23 protein-coding genes and 2 pseudogenes are annotated in these 24575 nt (G+C 65.2%); 11 read left to right on the plus strand and 14 right to left on the minus strand.

Going from position 1 to position 24575, the window contains the following annotated elements:
- Window positions 1-76: 76 nt before the first annotated feature.
- The 4 genes and pseudogenes from K6T84_RS07805 to K6T84_RS07820 all read left to right on the plus strand — a co-directional run.
- Window positions 77-328: pseudogene (locus K6T84_RS07805) on the plus strand (transposase); the annotation flags it as partial.
- A 111-nt stretch (window positions 329-439) separates the two neighbouring features.
- Window positions 440-1492, plus strand: coding sequence for a tyrosine-type recombinase/integrase (locus K6T84_RS07810; RefSeq protein WP_225401472.1), 1053 nt, complete (start codon window positions 440-442; stop codon window positions 1490-1492).
- Complete coding sequence (locus K6T84_RS07815; protein WP_024442491.1) at window positions 1489-3426, plus strand: site-specific integrase; 1938 nt, start codon at window positions 1489-1491, stop codon at window positions 3424-3426. Before K6T84_RS07810 ends, K6T84_RS07815 begins: the two co-directional genes overlap by 4 nt.
- A gap of 43 nt (window positions 3427-3469) precedes the next feature.
- A pseudogene (locus K6T84_RS07820) lies at window positions 3470-3694 on the plus strand (transposase); the annotation flags it as partial.
- Window positions 3695-3764: 70 nt separating this feature from the next.
- Here the strand turns inward: K6T84_RS07820 and K6T84_RS07825 are convergent.
- From K6T84_RS07825 to K6T84_RS07890, 14 genes are all read right to left on the minus strand, one after another.
- Entirely contained in the window at window positions 3765-3998 is a 234-nt protein-coding gene (locus K6T84_RS07825; RefSeq protein ID WP_225401967.1) for a TetR family transcriptional regulator, read from the minus strand.
- Between the two features lie 256 nt (window positions 3999-4254).
- A complete protein-coding gene (locus K6T84_RS07830; RefSeq protein ID WP_225401473.1) occupies window positions 4255-5778 on the minus strand; it encodes a class I adenylate-forming enzyme family protein in 1524 nt (507 codons plus the stop codon).
- Window positions 5696-6433 (minus strand): alpha/beta fold hydrolase, encoded by a 738-nt coding sequence (locus K6T84_RS07835; RefSeq protein WP_225401474.1) that lies wholly within the window; start codon window positions 6431-6433, stop codon window positions 5696-5698. The genes K6T84_RS07830 and K6T84_RS07835 overlap by 83 nt, the downstream gene beginning before the upstream one ends.
- Window positions 6434-6453: 20 nt before the next feature.
- Entirely contained in the window at window positions 6454-7350 is an 897-nt protein-coding gene (locus K6T84_RS07840) for a TIGR03619 family F420-dependent LLM class oxidoreductase (RefSeq protein WP_225401968.1), read from the minus strand.
- 22 nt (window positions 7351-7372) lie between these two features.
- Entirely contained in the window at window positions 7373-8548 is a 1176-nt protein-coding gene (locus K6T84_RS07845; RefSeq protein ID WP_225401475.1) for an acyl-CoA dehydrogenase family protein, read from the minus strand.
- A complete protein-coding gene (locus K6T84_RS07850; RefSeq protein WP_225401476.1) occupies window positions 8549-9139 on the minus strand; it encodes a flavin reductase family protein in 591 nt (196 codons plus the stop codon).
- A 26-nt stretch (window positions 9140-9165) separates the two neighbouring features.
- On the minus strand, window positions 9166-10656 hold the full coding sequence (locus tag K6T84_RS07855; protein WP_225401477.1) for an aldehyde dehydrogenase: 1491 nt from the start codon (window positions 10654-10656) through the stop codon (window positions 9166-9168).
- An 8-nt stretch (window positions 10657-10664) separates the two neighbouring features.
- Complete coding sequence (locus K6T84_RS07860; RefSeq protein WP_225401478.1) at window positions 10665-11450, minus strand: enoyl-CoA hydratase/isomerase family protein; 786 nt, start codon at window positions 11448-11450, stop codon at window positions 10665-10667.
- Window positions 11447-13066, minus strand: coding sequence for a class I adenylate-forming enzyme family protein (locus tag K6T84_RS07865; RefSeq protein WP_225401479.1), 1620 nt, complete (start codon window positions 13064-13066; stop codon window positions 11447-11449). The genes K6T84_RS07860 and K6T84_RS07865 overlap by 4 nt, the downstream gene beginning before the upstream one ends.
- A 5-nt stretch (window positions 13067-13071) precedes the next feature.
- Entirely contained in the window at window positions 13072-13587 is a 516-nt protein-coding gene (locus K6T84_RS07870; RefSeq protein ID WP_225401480.1) for an aromatic-ring-hydroxylating dioxygenase subunit beta, read from the minus strand.
- Window positions 13588-13590: 3 nt separating this feature from the next.
- On the minus strand, window positions 13591-14889 hold the full coding sequence (locus tag K6T84_RS07875; protein WP_225401481.1) for an aromatic ring-hydroxylating oxygenase subunit alpha: 1299 nt from the start codon (window positions 14887-14889) through the stop codon (window positions 13591-13593).
- The gene (locus tag K6T84_RS07880; RefSeq protein ID WP_225401482.1) at window positions 14886-15335 is read right to left on the minus strand and encodes a Zn-ribbon domain-containing OB-fold protein; all 450 of its coding nucleotides are present in this window, start codon (window positions 15333-15335) and stop codon (window positions 14886-14888) included. Before K6T84_RS07880 ends, K6T84_RS07875 begins: the two co-directional genes overlap by 4 nt.
- Window positions 15332-16450 carry a thiolase family protein gene (locus tag K6T84_RS07885; RefSeq protein WP_225401969.1) on the minus strand — a complete coding sequence of 373 codons (1119 nt, stop codon included), beginning with the start codon at window positions 16448-16450 and terminating at the stop codon, window positions 15332-15334. Before K6T84_RS07885 ends, K6T84_RS07880 begins: the two co-directional genes overlap by 4 nt.
- A gap of 32 nt (window positions 16451-16482) precedes the next feature.
- A complete protein-coding gene (locus K6T84_RS07890) occupies window positions 16483-16737 on the minus strand; it encodes a hypothetical protein (RefSeq protein WP_225401483.1) in 255 nt (84 codons plus the stop codon).
- Between the two features lie 211 nt (window positions 16738-16948).
- Between K6T84_RS07890 and K6T84_RS07895 the strand changes: the two genes are divergently transcribed.
- From K6T84_RS07895 to K6T84_RS07925, 7 genes are all read left to right on the plus strand, one after another.
- Window positions 16949-17860, plus strand: a complete 912-nt coding sequence (locus K6T84_RS07895) for an alpha/beta fold hydrolase (RefSeq protein ID WP_225401970.1) — start codon at window positions 16949-16951, stop codon at window positions 17858-17860.
- Between the two features lie 10 nt (window positions 17861-17870).
- Complete coding sequence (gene hpaH / locus K6T84_RS07900; RefSeq protein WP_225401484.1) at window positions 17871-18695, plus strand: 2-oxo-hept-4-ene-1,7-dioate hydratase; 825 nt, start codon at window positions 17871-17873, stop codon at window positions 18693-18695.
- A complete protein-coding gene (locus K6T84_RS07905; RefSeq protein ID WP_225401485.1) occupies window positions 18692-19462 on the plus strand; it encodes an aldolase/citrate lyase family protein in 771 nt (256 codons plus the stop codon). Before hpaH ends, K6T84_RS07905 begins: the two co-directional genes overlap by 4 nt.
- 161 nt (window positions 19463-19623) lie before the next feature.
- Complete coding sequence (locus K6T84_RS07910) at window positions 19624-20796, plus strand: acyl-CoA dehydrogenase family protein (protein WP_225401486.1); 1173 nt, start codon at window positions 19624-19626, stop codon at window positions 20794-20796.
- Between the two features lie 19 nt (window positions 20797-20815).
- Window positions 20816-21838 carry an acyl-CoA dehydrogenase family protein gene (locus K6T84_RS07915; RefSeq protein ID WP_225401487.1) on the plus strand — a complete coding sequence of 341 codons (1023 nt, stop codon included), beginning with the start codon at window positions 20816-20818 and terminating at the stop codon, window positions 21836-21838.
- Window positions 21835-22986, plus strand: coding sequence for an acetyl-CoA acetyltransferase (locus K6T84_RS07920; protein WP_225401488.1), 1152 nt, complete (start codon window positions 21835-21837; stop codon window positions 22984-22986). Before K6T84_RS07915 ends, K6T84_RS07920 begins: the two co-directional genes overlap by 4 nt.
- Entirely contained in the window at window positions 22986-24497 is a 1512-nt protein-coding gene (locus K6T84_RS07925; RefSeq protein ID WP_225401489.1) for a class I adenylate-forming enzyme family protein, read from the plus strand. Before K6T84_RS07920 ends, K6T84_RS07925 begins: the two co-directional genes overlap by 1 nt.
- Window positions 24498-24575: the final 78 nt, after the last annotated feature.

Consider the following 24575-nt stretch of genomic DNA (forward strand, 5'->3'; position numbering starts at 1 on the left):
TACCAGCACGGGCCACCCCGATGTCGGCATAACCGGAAGATCGGAGTAATGGGTTTAATGCCGACATCGGCATTAGGTGCATTTCATGCGGAATCTGCACACTGCGGTCTCGGCCAAGCATGCTCCAGCGGTGACGGCGGCGGTCAAGACGATCTTCGCTCACACCGACCCCGAGGAGGTGGCCGAGCAGCGGGACCGCGTCGCTGACACCCTGGCGGACAGTTTCCCGAAGGTCGCAGCAATGATGGGCGAGGCCAAGACCGATGTGCTGGCGTTCACCGCGTTCCCCAAGGCCCATTGGCAGAAGATTTGGTCGAACAATCCGATATCCGTTAACCGGCCCTCGGGGGACACGCGACTCGTTGCAGCGTGAGATTCCGGTCCGCCCGCGGCGCCGGGTCGATGCTGGGGGCAGGCGTTACGGGAAGGCGGGACGAGCATGGCTGTTCGTATGCGGGAGTGTGACGGTGAGTATCGGGTCGATGGCGACTGGGATGGTCTGGATGCGGCCAACGCATTCCTGGCACACCTGAGCGGTCGCGGTTTCAGCCCGGCCACGGTGCGCGCGTATGCATTTGATGTCGTGAATCTGGCGAGGTTCCTCAGCGAGCACGGTGTCGTGCTGGATGCAGTGGATGCGCCGCTGGTGTTCGACTGGATCGATTGGCAGGGAGTGCGCCGCCGCGGCCCTTCGGGTCACACGCAGCGGGCGCGCTCGGCCGCGGCGTCGACGGTCAACCGCCGGGTCGCGGCAATACGCGCGTTCTTCGAGTACCTGGTGATGACCGGGCGTCGTGGCGATAATCCGGTGCCATCGCCGCGCCGCGGCCAGGGACTGCGCCGCTCAGAGCGTGGTTTACTGGGCCACCTTGGTCCCGGAAGGGCCCGCACCGGTGGCAGGCTGGTGCGCCAACCGCGGCTGCTTCCCGAATCGCTGCCGGCCAGTGATATCGAGGACTTCCTTGCCACGCTGGGCACGCATCGGGATCGGGCGATGGTGCTGGCGATGCTGCTGGGCGGGTTGCGCTCAGCAGAGGTTCGTGGCCTGCTGCTGGCCGATGTGGACATGGGTCGGCGCCGGCTGCGGGTGATCGGCAAGGGCGGCAAGGAATGCCACCTGCCGGTGGATGCGGCGTTCTTCACCGAGGTCGCGGCCTATCTGCGGTGGGAACGCCCACCCGGGCTGGCGACACCGCAGTGCTTTGTGGTGCTGCGCGGTCCAACGACCGGCGCGCCGATCAGTGCGGCCGGGCTGCGCAGCCTGTTTCGCCGCCACCGGGAGCTCTCCGGGGCGACCCGGGTGCGTCCGCACCGTCTGCGGCATACCTACGGCACTGAATTGGCTTCGGCGGGAATCGATTTACTGACGTTGCGGGCGTTGATGGGACACGTCTCGCCGGAGACCACATCCCGCTACGTGCATCTCTCGGTCGAGCAGCTCGCCGCTGAATATGGTGCTGCCCGCGCGACGTTGGCGGGAGTACCACGATGACCGTGACCGCCGTGGGTGTTGACACCGATGCCCTGCTGGGTGACTACCTCGATTACGTCGCGGGTCTGGGTCTTGCTGAGCGGTCGGTCCGCGACCGGACCCGCATCGCACGCGAATTCGTGTCCCGCAACCCGAACCTTGCGCAGTGGATGGTTCTACCCGCTGCCCAGCGGGCCGCCGAACTACGGTCGAGCCGAGCGTGGCCCCTGGTGTGTTACGCGATCGGCACCGACCGAATCCGGCTCGATGTCGAGTTGGCCGCGATCAAGCAGCTGACCGGACTCGGCGCGGTGCTCGAAGCGCGGGACCCGGTCGGGTTCGCGACGATACGAGATGCGGGGCATCGGCTGGGCTGGACCAGCTCCTGGGTCGAAACCGTGCTCGGTGAATGCCTGGCGGTGGTACTGGCCTGCCGGGGAGGGCTGGTCGTCGACCTGACCGAGCAAGCGATCGAGGAGTTCGATGCCGCGCTGGCCGCCAGCTCGATCCCGCCCTCGTCGCGGCGTGCTTACCGGGCGCGATTGGCCAGCCTGCGCCAACTGCTGTTCGAGACCCGGGTACTCGACACCGCACCGCGGCGGCGAGCGTGGGCGCGCAGCCTTGAGCAGCGCTTCACCGACGTCGCGATAGCCGGACCTATCCGCGAGACCCTGCTGCGCTACATCCGTGTTCGTGCCGCGGTGCTGCGCCCGAAATCGGTGGAGTCGCTGATCAACGACCTGTTACCGTTCGCCGAATACCTCGCCGCCGACCATCCCGAGATCACCTGCTTGAGCTTGCTGGACCGGGCCTGCATCGAGGACTACCTGGTCTGGAACCGCACCCGCGGCTGGCGCGGGCAACGCGCCGCCGCCGGCGGCGGGCGCACCATCTCGACCGCGGTCGCACAATCGGCGGTGCTGAGCCTGCGCAACTTGCTCGATGACATCACCGGATGGGGCTGGCAGCAGGCACCACCGCGCCGGCTGGTTTTCGCTGCCGACGTCCCCAAATTGGATCAGCCGCTGCCGCGTGCACTGGCCCCCGACGCTGATACAGCGGTGATGAATGCCGTTGCCAGCCTCGATGATCCGTTTGCCCGCATTGGTTTGACCGTGCTGCGTGGTGCCGGGCTGCGAGTCGGCGAGCTACTCGACCTGGAACTGGGCAGCATCGTCGACTACGGGCCCGCCGGCACCTGGTTGAAGGTGCCGCTGGGCAAGCTGGCCACCGAACGCATGGTGCCGCTATCGGCAGCCACCATCGCCGCCCTGGATGAGTGGGCATCCCAACGCGGGTCGCACCGGCCGTTGGCCCATCCACGCACCGGGATGCTTACAGACTTCCTGTTCACCCACCATGGGCGCCGCCTCGGCTACACCCGATTGCGCAACGGGCTGCTGGCCGCTGCCCAAGCCGCCGGCCTGCGCGCACCCGACGGCAGCGTTCTCGTCATCACCCCTCACCAGCTGCGCCACACCTGGGCAACCGAACTCGCCAATGCCGGGATGAGCCTGCAAGCACTGATGGCACTGCTCGGGCATGTCACCCCACAGATGACGATCCGCTACGCCAGGCTGGCCTCACCGACTCTGAAGGCCGCCTACGACGAGGCGATGGGCAAGATGCGCCGCCAGTTCACCCTCACCCCGGTCGGCAAACCCATCCTGCCCGACAAGGTCGGCTGGCTGCATAGCGAGATGCTCAAAACCCGTGTTGCACACGGCTACTGCGCCCGCCACCCAGCCGCCGGCGCCTGCCCCTATGCCAACATCTGCGAAACCTGCGACAACTACATCACCGCCCCAGAATTCCGTGACGCCCTGACCGATCAACTTGTCGATGTCCAAGCCCTCAAAACCGACGCCGAGACCCGCGGCTGGACCGACGAAGCAGCCCGCCACGACCGCGTCGCGGACGCCCTCACTGACCACCTCCAACGCCTCAACCGCTGAACCCCCGACCACAACGGGTTGCCCTGCTCACGAGGGCCGGATAATCGAGCGGTTGAACAAGGAGATCAAACGCCGCGCCGATGTCGTGGAGATCTTCCCCAACCCGGCTTCGTTTCTGCGCCTGGCGACCGCGGTGGTCATCGAAGCCCACGACGAATGGCAAGTCACCCGGCGTTATCTCTCCGATGTCTCCATGGACGAACTACGGGGGGTCATCGCGAAGAAACACGCCGCGGAAGCACTTGCCAAACAACACCAAATCGCCTAGCGTTCAACATGACTCGTTGATCGCAACGCGTGAACCACGCCAGATCCGAAGTCCACCACTCAGCGGGACGCTATCCGATAGTGTCGACGGTGGCCGCTAATTCGCGCCGTGCGTAGGCGAGTAGGAAGTCTTCTTTGGTCGGGAAGTACCGGAAGAGCGTCCGCGCCGAAACCCCAGCTTCCTCGGCGATGTCTTCGATCGTGACACTGCGGAAGCCGCGGGTGGCGAACAGTGTGAGTGCGATTCGTTCGTACTCGTCAAACAGCGCGAGTCGCCGCCGCTGCCATCCCGAGATCCTCGGCATTTCCGACACCGGCACATTCTGCATCTTTCTCTCAGGTGTGCCTGCACCTCGTGCGGTGATCGTGTGGTCTCGGAGCATCAACGGGCATCAGGCACCGACCTGCGGGTCCAGCCTTGGCGCGGGTTGATGATGAATATGCACCCCGCTTTGCTGACCTGGTCAATGCCGAGGCACCTCGACTATGTGGCAGTCTTTTGCTGGCTGATGGCCGCTCGTCGTCGGGCCAAACGACGTGCTGATGGATCGTATCGCCGACTCACGCCGTTGGGTTTTCGTGCTGATTGCGCAGAGTGGCGCGGTTGATCTTTCCGGAAGGGTTGAGTGGCAGGGCGTCGACGTCATACCAGTAGGCCGGAACTTTGAAACCGGCCAGCCGCGTACGGAGAAGCGACCGTAGTTCGCCTTGGCTGGGTGGACGTTCGGGGTCGGCCGCGACAACGAACGCCGCCAGGTTCTCGCCGAGTCGTGCATCCGGGACCCCCACCACAGCCGCCGCCGCGACGGCGGGATGGGCAGTGAGGACGTTCTCGATTTCGAGCGGGTACACGTTCTCCCCACCCCGGATCACCATGTCGTGGCGTCGCCCTCGCAAGTGTACGTAGCCGTCAAAGTCGACTGCGCCCAAGTCGCCGGTATGCAGCCACCCGTCGGCATCATGCACCGAAAGATGCGTTGCCGCGGCCAGCAATTCACCGGTTCCCGATTCGTCCGGGTTGTCGACGCGTAACCGCAGTCCGGGGACCGGCCTGCCGACCGATCGCAGCAATTCGCTACGACCCGCAGCCACCCTTCGATGGTCCAGTGGTGACAGCGATGTGATGGGGCTGCCCTCCGTCTGGCCGAAGATGTTGACCATGTCCACGTCGGGCAGTGCGTCGAGAACCCGGCGCAGCGTTGTCGGAGAGATCGGAGATGCGCCGTAGATCAGAGTTCGTAACGAGACCGCATCGAGGAGATTTTCCGCCAGCAACATCTCGATCATCGACGGGACCAGCAGGCAGTGCGTCGCGCCCAGTCCGCGCAGACTCCGCCACCATTCGATAGAAAATCGCTGTGTGGCAATGACGGTAGCGCCGGCCTGTAGTGCGACCAGCGTATTGCCCAGCCCGCCGATATGATGCATCGGCGAGCCAGTTGCGTAGCGGTCATCCGGGCCGATGGCGATCAGTTCGCGCAATAACTCGGCCCGATTCTCAAGGACCGGGCCGGTGAACGGGACCGCCTTTGGCAACCCCGTCGTTCCCGACGTGTGTAGGTAGAACGCAGGTCCGGCAGGTGCCGACGCCAGCGGCGTGCCCGATAGCGGCAGGGTAGTTACCGCGATGACCCGCACACCCGTGACCTCGGCGACCGCATGCGCTGTCGCGAGGAACGCGGGCTCGGTCAGCAAGATCGACGAACCGGTGTTGCGTACCGCCGGTGCTAGTTCACCGGCAGTAAGTCGGGGACCGAGCGGAGCGAGTGGCTTTCCGACCGCAGCCCCGCCCAGCAGCAGTGCCAGTGCGTCGGCATTGGTTGTCAGCAATGCCGGCACGGAACAGTTGGTGGCGGGTGCTAGTTCGGTCAGGAAGTCGCTGGCACACACGGCTTTTCGGATCAATTCACGGCCGCTGACATCTGATGAGTCGTCAATCACCGCGGACCGGTCACTGTTGGCGTGCACCGCCACCATTTGCTGCAGCCAGGTCATGATGAGGTCAGCAATACCGTCGGCACCGTTCAGCCAGAATGCGTGCCAGTTGCTGCGGATGGCTGACCATGACGTCGTGACACGCGTCAAGAGGAATCACCGTTTGGACCTGACCCAGTGCCTCGATGCTCTTCTGCTGGGACCGAGCCGACAGCGCCCGATCTCGGGTGGTCAGAATCCATGTACGTGCCACGTCGTCAGGGAGACCGCTGCGGTCGACGCGCTCAGCGGGGATGCGTGCCGACTCGGCATGCAACCGTGACAACGTAAATTCGCGCTGCTCTCGAGTCATGCCATTGCAGAACGCGTACCTCGCGGCGAGCATCGGAACCTTCATCGGCTTGCCGATCCTCGCGGCGCGCCGCGCGAACCAGGCCAGTGGGCCGTCGAGAGTGTCCACGATCGCCAAGCCCTGCGGCGGAACGAACGCGCTCGCCAAGATCATCTCCCGAATCCGCGCCGAGCCGAGTTTGGTGACGACGCCGGGCACTGTCACCCCAGCCATCGAATGACCGACGATCACAATGTCACCGAGACCGGCGTCCTCGATATCGGCGACCACAGAATCCACCCACTCACCGATGGTGGCGGTCCACAGATTTCCTGGCTTACCGCCATGACCGGGGAGATCGACGATCAGCGTGCGCAGTTCCGGTGCTTGCCGCCGCAGCTCGGCAACCGTCGGATCCCAGCAGTCTCCGGCGTGTTCGCCGCCGTGGACGAGGACCAAGTCCGGCAGTGCCATGGCTGAGGCTCCTTCGATGGTCAGCGATGGATCAGTTGTGATGCCAGCGTGTCGACGTCGACGCGGAAGTCGCTGAGGCTTCGACTTGTCGGCTCGATGGTGATCCAGGTGACGCCGGCCTCCGCGTAGGTGGCGAGCTGCGGCCGTACCGCCGAGCAGAAGGCACCGCAGTCGCCGCCGGCCAGGAGGCTAGCTTCGAACGGAACGAACGACACGTCGGCCGGGCCGCGGCCCAGTTCGGCGCGCCGCTTGTTCACATCCACGATCCACTCGCCCAGCGTGCCAACATCTTCCAACGGTCGGGCGCGGGTTATGGTCGCCATCTCACCGGACGCCGCCATCGGCATCCAGCCATCGGCGACCTCGACAACCCGGCGCTGGGCGGCGGCGCTGTTTCCACCGATCCAGACGGGCGGGCCGCCCGGGGTCAGTGGCAACGGAAGGGCGATGTGGTCGCTCACCCCGAACTCCGGACCGCGGTGCTCATCGCCGATCCAGGTCGCCTTCCACGCGTCGATCGCCTCGTCCAGCAATGCGCCTCGGCGGCCGAAGTCGGCATGCAAAGCGTCGAATTCCGATTTGAGATAGCCCGCACCCGTACCCAACGTGAACCGACCGCCGGACAACAGATCCAGACTGGCAGCCGATTTGGCCGTCAGGTAGGGGCTGCGGTATCCCGACACCAGGATGTAGGTCATCACCTGGATGCGAGTGGTGGCGGCCGCAGCGAAACTCAGCGATACGAAGGGGTCGAACGCGTGGTGACCGCCCTGGGCCAGCCACTCTTTGTCGGGATACGGGTGCTCTGACATCGAAAAGCCCTCGAAGCCAGCTTGTTCCACCATTCTGGCGACGTCGGCGAGACTCGCTCCCTGGCTCCATTGAGGCCAGTGCTTGACCGCGCGCATCGGGAACATCAGGTTGTATCGCACAGGACTCCTATCGCAAGAGTGAACGGCTGATGACTTCCCGCTGTACTTCGCTGGCACCTTCACCGAGGCGTTTGACCCGCAGGTCGCGGAACCAGCGTTCTAGCGGGAGTTCGGTGGAAAGGCCTAACGCGCCATGGATCTGGATGCACCGGTCAAGTACTTGGTAGGCCACCTCGGTGCCGTACAGTTTGGCGATGGACGCGTCGGTGCGTATATCAGGGCGTGCCAGGTCGGCGTTCCACGCCGCCTGATACATCAGCAGCCGTGCGGCACGCAACTCGACTTCGCTGTTGACGAGCATCCACTGAATACCCTGCTTGTCAGCGAGCTTGCCGCCGAAGACTTCCCGCTCGCGGGCCCACTGACAGGCCTTCTCGAGCGCCAGTTGCGCGATACCGATCGGGCCGGCGGCGTAGATGATCCGGCCATGCACCAGGAAGTCACTTGCCATGGCGAATCCATGACCTTCTTCACCGATCAGCTGATCAGCCGAAATACGGACGTCGTCGAAGTGAAGCTCGTAGGGGGCAAATGAGGCCATCACTCCGATTCGATTGAAAGTGATTCCCGGCGTGTCTTTTTCGACGATGAAGCACGAGATCCCGCTGCGGCCCTCGCCGGTACGGGCGTACACCACACCCCAGTCGGCGCCCGGGGCGTGCGAAATCCACATCTTCGAGCCGTTGAGCACATATGCATCGCCGTCTCGCACAGCCTTGAGCTGGATCGCCCGCGCCGGATCGGATCCGCCGGACGCCTCGGTGATCGCGGTGTACGCCTTGGTCATCGTGCCGTCGATGATGGGGCGAGCGTACTTGTCGAACTGCTCGGGTGACGCCTTGAACATGACGTTGGGGGGGTTTCCGCCGAACGCGCCGAGCGCCGGGAAGAATGCCCCCATCCGGCATTTGGATGCCTCCTCGGCGACGACGACCTGACCGAGGACGCTCAGGCCGGCACCGCCGAATTCCTCGGGGGTCTGTAGTGCCCACAGTCCGAGCTCGCGCGCCTTGGCCTGCAGTTCGACGAGGTGTTCGCGCGGCAGGCCGACGGTGTCGTGCTCGAGCTTCTCCTCAACGGGATGAACGTGTGCCGTCATGAACCGCCGCACAGTGTCGCGCAGCATGACCAGCTCGTCCGGAAGCTGCCAGGCTCCCGTCGTTCCGGGTTCCGGGCGGGTCATCTATGCCCGCTGCGCCGCGCCGGCCCGGTGTTGGCGGGCGTTCTCGAGCTGCGGAACGTGGTTGGCCTCGTACTGCTCGATCCAGTCCTTCGGCAGCTTGCCCCACGCCTCGCCGATCCGCAGCCGTTGCGCAGAGCTGAACACTTCGGCGGCCACCACGTCGCCGACGAATATAGTGTTCTCGTCGTTGTCGAGCGTGCCGGTGATCCGGCATTCCACATAACTGTGTGCATCCAGCAGGATCGGAGCGCCGGTGACGCCCGGCTTGGTCCGCAGCTTTGAGATCTTGTCGCCGTCGCGGCCCGAGCTACCGCCGAGGGTCATCAGGATCTCGAGCGATTTGTCGATCTCATCGGGGCCTGCCGACAGCATGTGCATCGCGAAAACCCCTGAATTCAGCAGCATGTCATGGGTCCTGTTGTACTTGGTCAGGCTGACGGTCGCTCGCGGCAACTCCGGCACAATGCTGGCGGAGCCGGCCGACAGTGACATCAGTCCGTTGGCGATGCCGTTGTCGGTCGTGGTGACGGCGACCGGAAAGGGTCGCAGGCCGGCCAGCACGTTGTTGGCCGCATCGATGTCGAAGCTCATGGTGTTCTCCCTGGTTGTCTTCACGCTCATCCGAGCGTGAATGGATCACGGGTTGCCCCGGACAGCTCCACCCACACCGCTTTGGTCTCGGTGAAATCTTTGATCGCCTCGATGCCGTTCTCACGGCCGATGCCGCTGTGCCCGATGCCGCCGAATGGCACATGGGGTGCGACAACGCGGTATGCGTTGACCCACACGGTCCCCGCTCGTAGCTTGGCCGCCACCCGGTGGGCACGGTGGACGTCTTTGGTCCATACCGCCCCGGCGAGGCCGAACTCGGTGGCGTTTGCCGCGGCGACGGCTTCGTCCTCGTCGCGGAAGGTCATCACGGTGAGCACCGGGCCGAAGATCTCCTCGGCGACCGCCCGCATCGACGGGTTCACCCCGGTGAGCACGGTGGGTTTGACGAAGTAACCCCCGAGGTCGCTGGCGGGGTCGCCGCCGTAGGCAATCGTTGCGCCCTGCTCGCGCGCGGAAGCGAAATGCGACAGCACCTTTTCGTACTGGGGTGCATTGGCCACCGGGCCCATTTCGGTGCTGGGATCTTTCGGGTCGCCCAGTTTGATCGTTGATGTCCGCGCGACGATCTTGTCCACCAATGCATCGGCCACGTCCTCGTGCACCAGCAGGCGCGACCCGGCCAGGCAGGTCTGGCCGGTGGCGGCGAATACGCCCGCGATCACACCGTTGGCCGCCGCACCGAGGTCGGCGTCATCGAAGACCACCTGCGCCGACTTGCCGCCCAGTTCCAGGCTGAACCGCGTCATATTCTCGATCGCGGCTTTGCCGACCTGAATGCCGGTCGCGGTCGAGCCGGTGAACGCGATCTTGTCCACGCCCGGGTGCGCCGCCAGTGCCGCACCCGTCTCGGGCCCCCATCCGGTGACGACGTTGATCACCCCGGGCGGGAAGCCCGCCTCGGCGAACAACGTCGCGAACGCCAGCGTCGAGGCCGGTGTGTGGTCACTGGGCTTGACGACGAATGTGCAGCCCGCCGCCAGGCCGGCCGCCAGTTTCCAGGTCAGTAGCAACAGCGGCGAGTTCCACGGCGTGATCGCGCCGACGACTCCGACCGGTTCGTGGCGAGAGTAGACGAGGTAGTTCGGCTTGTCGGTTGGAATCACCTCGCCCTGGAGCTTGTCGGCCAAGCCCGCATAGTAGAAGTAGTAGTCGGGCAGTGAGCGCATCTGACCGACCATCTCGCGCACCAGTTTTCCGCCGTCGCGCACCTCCAGTTCGGCCAGGAACTCGGCTTCACGCGCGATGATTTCGCCGAGCCGCCACAGCAGCTTGCCGCGAGCGGTGGCGGTGAGCTGACCCCACGGCCCGTTCAGAGCAGCCCGTGCGGCAGCCACCGCGCGGTCGATGTCGTCGGTGCCCCCGTCGGGGACCCTGGCCCAAGGACGGCCGGTGAACGGATCAACGCTGTCGTAGGTCGCACCGGAGGCGGCAGCGCTCTGCTCGCCGCCGATCAGCAAGGTGAAGGCAGTCAGTTCTTCGGCCGCGGCGTCAGTCATCGTCGTCCTCAACGCGTCCGTGCAGGCTTCTTATTGGTGCGCGAGTCAGTACGCCCGTCGCCGGCATTGCCGAGATGCGTATAGGACATACCGTGCCGCGCCGCGACCGTCGGCGGCAGGTCGCGGGCCTCCCACATCGCGCGCACCGTGCCCTGGATGCCCGCGGGCCGCCGGGACGCGATTTCACAGGCGAGTTCAATTGCCCGGAAACGCAACTGGTCATCGGGCACGATCTCGGTGACCAGGCCGATCCGTAACGCGGTCTGAGCGGTCAGCCGTTCCTCGCTGCCGAGCAGCGCCCACCGCATCACTTCGCCGTAGGGCACACCGAGTGCCAGCATGCCCATCGGCTCCAGCGCCGAGACGATCCCGGCATTGGTGTGCGGGTCGAAGAAGGTGGCGGATTCGCTGCAGATGGCGAAGTCGCATTCGTTGACGAAATACATTGCACCGCCGGCGACGATCCCGTGCAGCGCCGCAATCACCGGCTTCCACACCTGGTGCTTCTTCGGGCCGAGGACGGCGCCGGGATCCTCCTGGTTGAAGATCGGCTGATGGGTCCACCAGGTGCCCTCGGAGACGTCGATACCGGTGCAGAACGCGCGGTCGCCATTGGCACGCAGCACCGCGACGTGAATGTCGTTGTCCTCGCGAACCGTTGCCCACACCGCGGTGAGTTCGTCAGCCATCCGCTTGTTGAAACTGTTCAGTTTCTCCGGCCGGTTCAGCGTCACCGTGGCGACGTGTTCGCTTACCTCGAATTCGATGGTGGTCGGGTTGCTCAGGTCGATCATGGGCGCTCCTTGCTCGGGCCGGTTGCCGCTGGCACACTCGCCGCCATTTCGCTCACCTGAACCAACTGGTTTGCGATCTCACGTTTGAGGATCTTGCCCGCCGGCCCCAACGGGAATTCGGTGCGGTATTCGAACCGGCGGGGTTGCTTGTAGCCGGCCAACTCCGCCCTGCAGAGCACGGTCAATTCGGCGGTAAGTTCGTCCAGATCGGTGATATGGGACTTGGGGATCACCACCGCGATGGGCGTCTCACCCCACTCCGGGTGCGGCACCCCCACCACCGCGACCAGGTCGGCACCTGGGTGCTGTGCGATGACCCGTTCGATCTCGGCGGGGTAGACGTTGAATCCGCCGGAGATGATCATGTCTGTCTTGCGGCCAGTGATGTGCAGGTAGTTCTCGGCATCGAGGTAACCGAGATCGCCGGTGCGCAATCCGTCGGGCCGGAACGTCTCGGCGGTCCGCTCAGGCCGGTTCCAGTACCCGATCGCGTTGGCCGGGCTGACGATGACGATTTCGCCGACCTCGCCGATGCGCGCGTCGTTGCCGTCGGCTCCCTCTTCGGTGGACATGACGCGGATCGAGCACATCGGGGTCTCCTGGCCACAGGAGGTGGCGATCGACGTCTTGCCGTCAACGATGTCGCGATGGTCCTGGGGCGTCAGTATGGTGGCCTGCCCTCCGCACTCGGTCAGCCCATAGCGTTGCTGCAGATCGCAGCCGAGCAGATCCATCGCCTTGCGTGCCAGTCCGGGCGGTACCGGCGCCGAGCCGTAGGAGATCCGGCGCAGGCTCGACATGTCGCGACGCGGACCGTCTTCCAGAATGGCCAGCGTGCGGTGCAGCATGGTCGGGATGAAGGTGGTGAAAGTTATTCTGCTTCGCTCGATCTCGTCGATCACGGCCTGGGGATCGAACCGTTGGTGGATCACCATGGTCTGGCCGAGGTAGAGCCACGACACGGTGCGCACCATGCCGCCAGCGGTGAAAAACGGGGTTGTCGCCAGCATGACGTCGGAACGGTTGGCCTCCGTGACCAGGTTAGTGTCGGCGGCTTGGTAGAGCAGCCCGCGGTGAGTGTGCATCACGCCCTTGGCCCGACCGGTGGTCCCGCTGGTGTACAGGATGACCGCGGTGTCGTCGGGGGAGATGCCCTTCGGCGGCACACTCTGCCTGGCATGTGCCAACGCGGTGTCGTAGTCGGTGATGAGGTCGTTGTCGCCGATCGTTTTCTGCGTGCCAATGCCGAGTAGGACGGCCAACTCCGCCAATTCGCCGACGAACTTCACGACGTGGTCGGCGTGGATGATCGCCGCACGTGCCCCGGAGTCATCACGGACGTGGGCGACCTCGTCGGGTGCGAGTCGGATGTTGACCGGGACTGCCACGAGTCCGGCCTTGGCCAGTCCGAACGAGATCTCTGGCCACTCAATGCAGTTGCGGGCGATCACCATCACCCGGTCGCCGCGGTTCAGGCCCCTGTCGGTCATGAAGTTGGCCAGCCGTCGGGCGCGTGCGTCCACCTGCGACCAGGTGTGCATCCGATCGGCATCGACGAGTGCCCGCTTGTTGGGGTACCGGCGCGCGTTATTAGTCGCAATGTCTCCGATAAGCATGACGGTCAGACCAGGAAGGAGAGGGTGTCGAGCGGCCCGCCTGCGTCGATCAGGTGCACGATCTTGCGGACCAGACTCAGGCCGTTATCGGACCGACGTATCGTGTGGATGACGCGTCCGGCCCAAAATCGTTGATGCAAGCGGTATTCGAAGATAGCGAAGTTGGACTCGACCGTGACGGTGTCGATGCTCTGGTCGACGACCTCGCTGTTGGAGATCACGCGGCGCATTACCGACGGTGGCGTTTGGGAATGCCGATTTCCGGTGTTGAGTTGGGCTATCCGGCTTTTGATCCGGCGCCGATTGTCATTGACGTAGGCCAGCTTCATACGTGGGTCATCGTCCGGGTGCATGGGAACCCGGTACTGCACGCTGTCGTCGTCATTGGCCCACAGCGCTTCCCACTCGGAGTAGCGACCCTCGTCGGCGAGACGAGCCTCGAGGTAGAGAAAAGACATGACGTCGGGCTCGGGCAGCGCCCGCAGCACCGGATGGGCTTCCGACTGGGCTTCCACACTCATCCGTTACGCCTTCCCGCCGACGACCGCAGCCCACTGCGAGTAGAAACCCCGCTGGGGTGTCTCGGCACTCTTGTCCCGGTTGATGATTCCGGTTTCATCCGTTATGTCGCTTTCCATGCCTCGCGATAGCACCAGCCAGTCTGAAAGCTTTGCGGCGAGCCCGGCCTGGTTGCGCATGCCGATCTCGCCATCGTCGGCGATCAGGAACCCCGCCGGCCCCATCGCGCCTTCGGAACGCCGCATCGTGCGATCGTTGAGATCGTCCTGGCCGGGTATCAATACCGGGGTGGTGTAGGCGATAGTGCGGTCGGTTGCCTGTGGCTCGACGAACATCACGTTCATCTCCGCCAGGAATAGGTTGGGCCATATCAGGGTGTGCGGAGGACCGACCACCAGCGCGTCGTGTGCCTGATCAGGTCCGTAAGCCTGCTCCAGGGCCTCGACATACCCGGCGAGCTTGGCGCGGGGAATGCGTCCGTACCAGACGAATTCCTCGTCCAATTTGCGGTATTCGTTGCTGTAGTCGATCTCGGAGTGTCCATTTCCGATATCGCGGACGAGTACGTCGACTTTGGTCGGAACGTGCGATACCTTGGCCGGCTTGACCGCTTCATAGACCGATGCGTGGGTGAACAGGGCGTGGTATCCGTCAACATTGTTCTCGACCACCATCTTCCAGTTGGCGTGGTGGAGATGCTTCATCCAGTTCGCCCGCAGATCGATCTTGCGGGTCGGCGACAGGTTGAGTAGCCGGTCGATGGCATGGGTCGACTTACCGAGGTGTTCGGTCAGTGAGATGCCGTCGGCTGCCAGCGAAGCGAAGATGAATCCGCCGTAGCTGTCGACGCGGGGTGCGGGGACGAGGCCGAGTTCGGACCGCACCTGGTTGAATTGGGCGCCGTAGCCCTCGCGCATCGGAACACCCTGCAGCGCACCGTTGTTGCCAAATGTCCAGCCGTGGTACGGGCAACGGAACGAGTTGGCGTTACCTTTCTCGGCATTGCACAACTTGTTGGCACGGTGGGTGCAGCGGTTCATCAGCACCCGCACGATGCCGTCCTTGCTGCGTACCACCACGACCGGGTTATGACCGATCATCCGGGTCAGGTAGTCGCCGCGCTCGCTGACTTCGCTCTCGTGCGCAACGTAGACCCAGCCCGTCGTGAAGATGGTGTCCATTTCGCGGCGGAAGATCTCGGGCGAGGTGTACACCGACCCGTGCACACGGGCGGTCTGCACCACCGTGGTGACATCGAAATCGTCAGGTGTATCGACCGTAATCGGGTTTTCCGTAATCGTCACTTTGGGTCCTCCAGAATCTCGATGGCGGGAAGTGCAACGTCGGCGAGGCGGCGGAACCCGACGCGAACGCGCTCGCCAATGCCGGGTGCTGAACCGGGCGCGGTGAGGGTCATCACGATCCGGTGCCCACTGTCCAGTTCGACGTCGACGATCGGGTAAGGCTCTGTGGCACGCACCAGTCCCCGCTCGCGGCGGTGCATCAGGGTCGCGGCGTGCACGACGCCGTACGGTTCGACTGTGCTCCACTGACGTTCCGTGCTGTCGCACCCGTCGCAGACCTGCTGCTCGAGCTCGAGCGCCAAGGCGCAGGAGGTGCAGAACGGCAGCGCCAGCTCACCGCGTGCGGCGGCATCGTAGAGCGGGCGAATCGCATCCAGGTAGACCGCGGGAGCCAGGGCCGGTTCCAACAGCCAGTCCTGTCCGGTGACATCGGGGACGACCGTCATGCTGCTCGCTCCAGCACCAGGGCGGCGTGATGGTCTATCCGACCGCCGATACCGCCAACCAGGGCGATGGTCGCGTCGGGAACCTGACGGTCACCGCCGGTTCCGCGTAATTGGATCACAGCCTCGGCAAGGGGCGTCATGCCCTGCAGGTAGAAACCGGACAGCTGACCACCACCGGTGTTGGTCGGCAGCTTCCCGCCCGGGCCGGTCTGACCGTCTCGGACGAAGGCTCCTGCGGGCAGGTCACCGGTAAGCCGGTACTCATCGAGCAACGCCAGGGTGACGATGGAGAACGGGTCGTAGAGCTCGGCGATGTCGAGGTCGGCCCGAGTGACGCCGGCTTCCTGCAGTGCATCTTCCACGGCGCGACAGCCGCCGCCGAACCACGACTCCGCTCCGGCGCGGCGGCGACGCACCGGATGATTGCGACCAGTACCGCGGATCGCGAGCCGCGTGGAGCCGACCGATTCTTGACCGGTGAGCACGACGGCGACCGCGCCGTTGACCGGTCGCGCGCAATCCAGCCGGCGCAACGGCTCGGCGACCATCGGGCTCGCGGCGTAGCCCTCGTCATCAAGTGGTTCGCGGTTGACGGCGTCGGGATTTCCCGTCGCCCAGCGCCGCGCCGTGGTCGCCACTGCACAGAGCGCGTCGGCGCTGGTTCCGGTGATGTGCAGCCAACGCTGGGCCAGCAGCGCGTAGGTCGGCACCGAACCCAACAGGCCGGAAGCTCGCTCCAGCCCGCGCAGCCCGGTATTGCCGCCGCTGTGCGCGTACGCCGAGCCTGCCCCCTTGCCTTCGACCAGCGGTGCGTCGGCGAACACGCACACGACCGTTAACGCCTCACCGGACGCGATGGCGTGCCGGGCGCGCTGGATCATCGCGATCGTGGTCGCGCCTTTGATCTCGACGTGCTCGAGCAGGCGCAAGTCTGCAAAGCCGCCCTGAGCGGCGAAGCCGACGCCCAACCGATCAGGGCGCACACCCTGGGATGAACCCACCAGCAGCCCGTCGACCTCTGCGTGCACGATGCCTGCGTCGGCAAGCGCAGCGGCGGTCGCCTGGCAGGCCAGCTCAAGCGGAGTCGCGCCGGGCCGCAGCGACATGGCGGTCATCCCGAGCCCGACAAGAGCGACACGTGGCGGGGTCACGACCCCTCACCGCCGCGGGGCTGACGGTCGGCTCGGTAGTCGCCCACTCGCAGCCAGTCCTCCCGGTCCTCCGGGGTGGCCAGCGTGAAGCTCGACAACTCCAGCGGACACAAGAAGATTTGGCCGCCGCTTTCGAGGTCCTCGATCAGCAGTCGGGGACCGTTGCCGCTGATGTCCAGCGACAACCGTACGGCCGCGAACTCGTTGACCAAGTCCGCGAGCGCTCGGCGTCCTGCTGTGGAGCTGCTCACCCTCCCAGTATTACCGCATAGGACTGTCAGAATCAATAAGTCATGCGGGAGGGAGAGCTGTTGGCGTTGAGCGATGCGGTGCAGTCGTTGCGTTCTCTACATGCGAACATGCAGACTAGAGGAATCGGGCAACGACCGACGGTGGCCGGTGTCGATAGGCGACATCAGTGTCAGAAATTTGGGTCGACAGGATGTGTTGAGAGAGGTCAAGATGAGCACAACGGCAGCGTCGCAGGCGCCGGCGATCGATACCGAGGACTACCGCAGTATCTGGATGTATCTGAAGGAGATCGCGTTCCGGCAGGGTTACGTCGATATCGAGGTCAACGGCGCTCCGGTGCGCACCCGGTACGCCGAGGCGGGATCGCCCGATAAGCCGGCGGCAATACTCCTGCACGGAACCGGTGGACATTGGGAGACGTTCGCGCCCAACCTGGCCGCACTGTCCGAGCACTTCCACTGCGTGGCCATCGACATGATCGGGAACGGCTTCTCTGACAAGCCCGACTTCGATTACGAGGTCCCCGTTTATGTCGAGCATGTGCTCAGGGTGATGGACCACTTCGGCATGGCGCAGGCGAACTTCGTTGCGATGTCGCTCGGCGCTTGGGTCGCCGCGACGATCGCGGTATCCCACCCGGACCGGGTATCGAAGGTGATCCTGATGTCGCCGGCGGGTAAGGAGGCTGCCGCCGCGAACATGGCGCGGATTCGGGCCGAACGCACCAAGGCCGTCAACGAACCCAGCTGGGACTCGTTGCACGCGGTGTTTGCCCACTTGATCGCCGACGAGGCGAACCGGCTGCCCGACCTCATCGGGCTACGACAGGCGATCTACCAGCGGGACGACACCAGAGAAACGATCGATCATCTACTGATCTTGCAAGATGCCGAGGCCCGCGATCGCAACCTGATTCCCGAATCAGACTGGACGACGATCGCCGCGCCGGTCATGGTCGTCGCGTCGGGCCGCGACCACGGTGTCTATCAGGAGACGGCCACCTCGGTTGCCAAACTGATCCCGCACGCGGAGGTCTTTGAGATGCCGAATGTGCGGCACTGGCCGCATTTCGAGGATCCCGAATTGTTCAATCCAGCCGCCGTAGCGTTCCTCACCAAGTGAGACTGTGTCGATGAGCCGGCCGAGCCCCGACGAGATAGACGACATCGCGCGACGCCTGTACACGGCTGAGCGGACCCGCACGCCGATCCGGCAGTTGTCCCTGGACTATCCGGAGATGACCATCGACGACGCCTACGCGGTGCAGCGGGCGTTGGTGGACCTCAAGGTCGCCGACGGACGGGTGCTCAAGGGGCGCAAGATCGGTCTGACTTCCAAGGTGATGCAACGTGCGGTGTCCATCGACGAGCCGGACTACGGCGCGCTTTTCGACGACATGTTCGTCGAAGACGGCGGACGGGTACCGGCAGGCCGCTTCATTCGCCCCCGCGTCGAAGTGGAGTTGGCGTTCGTGCTCGGTGAGACTTTGCGTGGACCGGACGTGACGCTGTTCGACGTGCTGCGGGCCGCCGATTTCGTCACCCCCGCATTGGAGATCCTCGATGCCCGCGTACAGATGTCCGACCCTGATACGGGTCATCTGCGCACCATCGTCGATACCATCGCCGATAATGCCGCCGACGCGGGGCTGGTGCTCGGCGGGCGGGTGTTCCGGCCGCTCGACGTCGACCTGCGTTGGGTGGCGGCACTGCTGTCACGCAACGGCACCATTGAGGAGTCAGGAGTGGCCGCCGCGGTGCTCAACCACCCCGGCAACGGCGTGGCATGGTTGGCGAACAGGCTTGCTCCGCATGGGGTTTCGCTACAACGTGGTGAGGTGATTCTGTCCGGTTCGTTCACCAAGCCGGTGTTCGCCGAACCGGGGGACACCTTCGTCGCCGACTACGGCCCGCTCGGCACTGTTTCGGTGGTATTCGACCGCGAGGCCGCGGCATGACCACCCGATGGACGCAGCGTATCGCCGGCGAGCGTCCCCGGTTCGGTATGTGGATCGCCTCGGGTAGCGGCTACGTCGCCGAGATCTGCGCCGGGTCGGGCATCGACTGGGTGTTGTTGGACCAGGAGCACGCGCCCAACGACACCCGCAGCATCCTGGAGCAACTGCAGGTGCTGGCCGGCTACCCCGACGTCGACGTGGTGGTGCGTCCGCCTGCGGCCGACCCCGTGGCGATCAAGCAACTCCTCGACATCGGGGCGCACAACATCATCGTCCCGATGATCGACAGCCCCGAAGAGGCCGCCGCGGCGGTGGCCGCCACCCGCTATCCCCCGGCGGGGATCCGCGGGGTCGGCAGCGCCTTGGCCCGCGCATCCCGGTGGAACCGCATATCGGACTACCTCGCCACCGCGGACGCGTCGGTGTCGCTGACCGTTCAGGTGGAGACGGTGGCGGGTCTGGATCGACTGGCGGCGATCACCGAAGTCGATGGGGTGGACGCGGTGTTTATCGGCCCGGCCGACCTGGCCGCTTCGATGGGCAGACTGGGCCAGCCCGAACATCCGGATGTGGTGAGCGCGATCGAGAACGCTCTGGCGACGATCGTCGCGCACGGCAAGAGTGCCGGCGTGAACGCGTTCAACGAGACGAACGCGCGGCGATATGTGGCCGCAGGGGCGAGCTTTGTCCTTGTCGGCGCCGATGTGGCCCTGCTGGCCCGGGGCGCTGAGCAATTGGCCACCCGATACCGGCAGCCGGCGCGATAACAAGAATTCTGACGGTAGTGTCACCATCGTGAATCTCGCTCGATTCAACCGCATCTCATCAGGGTCAACGGTCAGAATTGGCGTCCTGTCCCTGAATCCGAGGCGTGCAGTGCGCGGGTGAACTTTATTTCTGACTGTCTTGTCACCTATACTCAACGGCTATGGACCTGGACTTCACTCCTGACCAGATCGACTTCCGTGATCAGGTCCGAACGTGGCTGGATGAGAACAAGCCCACCGAACCGCGGCCGCGGGACGATGCCGGCATCCGCGAGTACGACCTGGCCTGGCAGCGGACCCAGTGGGAGGGTGGCTGGGCCGGCATCGCCTGGCCGACCGAGTACGGAGGCAGGGGACTGACCCTGTTGCAGCAGTTGATCTGGTACGAGGAGTACGCCGCCCGCGGTTTTCCGGGCATTGACGCGTGCTTCGTCGGCCTCTCCCATGCCGGACCGACCCTGATCACCCGCGCCACCGATGAACAGAAGTCGTTTCATCTGCCGAAAATCCTGCGCGGTGAGGTGATTTGGTGCCAAGGCTTCTCCGAGCCGGACGCCGGGTCGGACCTGGCGGCGCTGCGCGCCAAGGCGGTCATCGACGGTGACGAACTCGTCGTCTCGGGGCAGAAGGTGTGGACGAGTTTCGCCACGCTCGCCGATTACCAGGAGTTGCTGGTGCGCACCGACAACACCGGCAGCAAACACACCGGGATCACCTGGGTCATCTGCGATATGGCGACACCCGGGATCGATATCCGCCCGATCGAGACCATCGAGGGTGGCTCCGAGTTCTGCGAAGTGTTCTACGACGACGTCCGCATCCCGCTGGCGAATGTGGTCGGCGACATCGGCAACGGTTGGTCGGTCGCGATGGCGACCCTGTCGTTCGAGCGGGGCACCGCCTTCACCGCTCACCAGGTGCGGCTGGCCAAGATCATCGAAGACCTCATCGACTACTCCCGGGATCATGTCGGCCCGGACGGTCGTCGTCCGGCCATCGCCGACGACGAGATCGCGCGGCGGTTGGCCCGAGCCCGGGCATCGGTCGCCTCGCTGCGGGCACTGACCTACACCAATATCTGTGAGGCGATGAAGACCGAAACCCCCGGCCCGCGGGGCTCGATCGTGAAACTGATGTACGCCGAGTTGGCCAAGGAGATCGGCAAGCTGGCCATGGACATCCTCGGCCCCGGGGCGATCCGGGGCTCGTCGCGATGGGATCCCGACGGTTGGGTGGGCTATTACTACTACGCGTTCTCGCAGTCCGTTGGTGGTGGCACCTCGGAAATCCAACGCAACATCATCGGCGAACGCGTGTTGGGACTACCTCGATGAACAGAGCCGGGAGTACTTCGTGAATCTGCTGCCTGACGCCGAACAGCTTGAAATCATCGCGGCCGCAAGCGACTTTCTCACCGAGCGGATGCCGGTGGAACGCATCCGCTCCAGCCGTGGCGCAGAATCTTCGATCCCGCAGAGCGTTTGGCTTGAAGGTGCGGAGCTCGGACTGCTGACGTTGGCGCTACCAGAAGAGCTCGGCGGGTCGGGCCGCAACATCGACGACGAGGTGTTGCTGCACGTGGAACTGGGCCGGCGGCTTGCCCCGGGGCCGTTCCTGGCCGCCACGCTCGCCGCCCGAGTCGCGGCCCGATGCGGCGATCTCGAACTGGCTGAGCAGATCGGCACCGGCAAAGCCATGGTCGCGCTGGCGGTATTGCGCGGTAACGGCGAGATCCGCCCGGTCAAGGGCACATTCGATCTGTTGGAGCCCGCTGGGGCAAGCTATGCGCTGGTGCTTGCGCGCAGCGGTGCCGCGCTGGTCGACATCGCCGAGTTCGGTGAACCCGTCGTCGTCGAATCCGCCGATCCTGGCACTCGGATAGCGTCGGCGACAGTGCAGTCCGCGCAACCGCTGCATTGGTTGGCCTCCGACGAGGACTGGGTTTGGGGACGCGCCATGGTGCTGTCGGCGGCGTTCCTCACCGGACTGGCCACCGCGGCCACCGCCCTGGCCACCGAGCATGCCAAGACGAGGGTGCAGTTCGGCAAGCCGATCGGCGTTCACCAGGCCATCAAACACAGCTGCGTCAACATGGAACTCGCCGCCGAGGCCGCCCACGCGCAAACCCTGTTCGCGGCAATAGCATTGGACAGTGGCCGAGACGACGCCTTGCTTCAAGTGCTGTCGGCGGTCGCGGTGGCGGGGTCGGCGGCGGTCGACAACGCCGCCGCCGGTATCCAGGTTTTCGGCGGGATGGGATACACCTTCGAAAGCGACATGCATCTGTATCTCAAACGCGCGCAAGTGTTTCGTCACCTGTTCGCCGAGCCCACCGACGTATTGGCCGAACTGCTGGCCCAGGAACGCGCGCAGTGAGCGGGGCAGTCGCGGTCGCCGGCGTCGCACTCTCGGACGTCGGCCGTGTTGACGACAAAGGTCCGTACGAGCTGATCGCCCAGGCCAGTCGGCGGGCCCTGGCGGACGCGGGCTTGTCACCCGGCGACGTCGACGGCCTGGCGTCGACCGGGCAGGGCACGCTGCCGCCGGTCGATGTCGGCGAATACCTGGGGCTACGGCCACGGTGGGTGGACTCGACAGCTGTGGGCGGCGCGGCTTGGGAGGTGATGGCCTCGCACGCCGTCGACGCCATCACCGCGGGCCACGCCGACGTCGTCCTGCTCACCTACGGTTCCACGGCTCGGTCGGATCTTCGGAAAGGACTGCGCGGAGCGAGCATCAACTGGGGTGCGCGTGGACCGCTGCAGTGGGAGGCGCCCTACGGGCACACCTTGATCTCCAAGTACGCCATGGCGGCCCGGCGGCATATGCATCAGTACGGCACCACCATCGAGCAACTCGCCGAGGTCGCCGTCTCGGCTCGGTTCAATGCCGCCGACAACCCCGAGGCGTACTACCGCGACCCCATCACGATCGACGATGTGCTCGCCGGCCCGATGATCGCGGACCCATTCACCAAGCTGCACTGCTGTATCCGCAGCGACGGTGGCGCCGCCGTCGTGCTGGTGAACGCCGATAGAGCCAAAGACCTGCGATCGGCCCCGGTGTGGGTGCTGGGCGCCGCCGAAACCACTTCGCACATGTTGACCTCGCAGTGGGACGACATGACCGTCGGCCCAGCGTCCGTCAGCGGACCGCTGGCATTCGCGCGCGCCGGAGTGCGGCCCGCCGACGTCGACGTCGCAGAACTCTACGATGCGTTCACCTACATGCTGCTGTTGACCTTGGAAGATCTCGGTTTCTGCCCGAAGGGGGAGGGCGGCCGCTTCGTCGAGAACGGAACATTGCGTCTGGGAGGGGAACTGCCGACCAACACCGACGGCGGTGGGCTGTCGGCCTGCCACCCCGGCCAGCGCGGCCTTTTCCTACTGGTCGAGGCGGTTCGTCAGCTGCGCGGCGAATGCGGACCGCGTCAGGTCCCCGATGCGAAGATCGCCTGTGTCAGCGGAACCGGCGGCTGGTTCTGTTCCAGCGGCACGATGATTCTCGGTAGCGAGGAGCCGTAGTGGCACATCCGCCACTGCACAAGGTGTTTGGCGACACCCGAGCGCTGTTGGAGGCCGCTGCCGCGATCTATGGTGACCGGGAAGCCTATGTCGAACCGGGTGGGCGGATGACCTTCGCCGAATGGGTCGACCGGGCACGTGGCGTCGCTGTTCAATTCGCCGAGCTGGGTGTTGGCAAAGGCGACGTGGTGGTGTTGTGGCTGCCATCGGGGATCGACTACGCCACGTGTTATGCCGCGGCCGCGATGATCGGTGCCATCACGACCGGGCTGAATCCTCGGCTGGGTTTCCGCGAGATTGACGCCGTGATCGCCCGAGCTGAACCTTCGTTGATAGTGGCTGATCCGGCGCTCGGTGATCTTCCGGCGGGCGGATGCCCGGTTCTGCTGCGGGGATCGCTCCGCTGGGCTCCGCCGGCCGCCGATGCAGTCCCGGAAACGACGCTAGATCAACATGATCCGGTCGCCATTCTTTTCAGCAGTGGCACGACCGGGACGCCGAAAGGGGCCGTGTTCGATGCGGCCGGAATGCAGGCCGGCGCATTAGCGGCCGGTGTGATGAGCGCGCCGTATGACCGGCGACTCACGTCGACGCCGTTTTCGCATGCGGGCTACATGTTCAAGCTGTGGGACCAGCTGGTTTGGGGCACCACGCTGGTGATTCCACCGGTGCCGTGGTCGGCAACGGGAATGTTCGACATCCTGCGTACCGAGCGGGTCACCGTGGCCGGAGCGGTGCCGACACAGTGGGCAAAGCTGCTCGAGGTCGACGGTGTGTGCCCGGAGGCATTGTCACACTTGCGGGTTGGAGTCGTGGCGACCGCGCCGGCCTCGCCGGAGTTGGTGCGCCGGGTCGCCGAGCGGATCGGGGTTCCGCTGGTCGTGCGGTACGCGATGACCGAATGCCCGACGATCTGCGGCACGGACCCCGACGATCCCCCCGAAGTTCAGGCCACGACGGTCGGGCGCCCGGCGCCGGGTATGGCGGTGCGCGTGGCCGCCGACGGTGTCATCGAGATAAGCGGTCCTTGCCTGATGCGCGGCTATTGGCGTGACCCGGACCTGACGGCGTCGGTGCTGCGGGACGGTTGGTTGCGGACCGGAGACATGGGGATGCTGGGCGAGGACGGCAACTTGTCGATCGTCGGTCGCAGCGGCGACATGTACATCCGTGGTGGCTACAACGTGCATCCGGTGGAGGTGGAACGGGTGCTGGCGGGCCACCCCGGTGTGAAACAAGCCGCGGTGGTGGGGCGGCCCGCGCCGATGATCGGGGAGATCGGCGTCGCCTGTGTGGTGGCGGACGACCCCGCCACCCCGCCGAGCCTCGCCGAGCTACGCGTGTACGTGGCCAGCGAGCTTGCCGACTACAAAGCACCCGATGAACTGCTCGTCGTCGACGAACTGCCGCTGACCGCCATGCTCAAACTCGACCGCGTCGCGCTGCGTGAGTTGATCGCCCGGCGCGATAACGACATTCAGCGTCGCCGAACGATCGGATCGCAGCGATAGCCGGGCGCAGGCGTACCGGCCGGCTGAGGTCGATCACGGTCAGGTGACAACCACTCGGACCTGGGCGAAGTTGGCGAT

It is taken from the genome of Mycobacterium zoologicum (assembly GCF_020181635.2).
Lineage (GTDB): Bacteria > Actinomycetota > Actinomycetes > Mycobacteriales > Mycobacteriaceae > Mycobacterium > Mycobacterium zoologicum.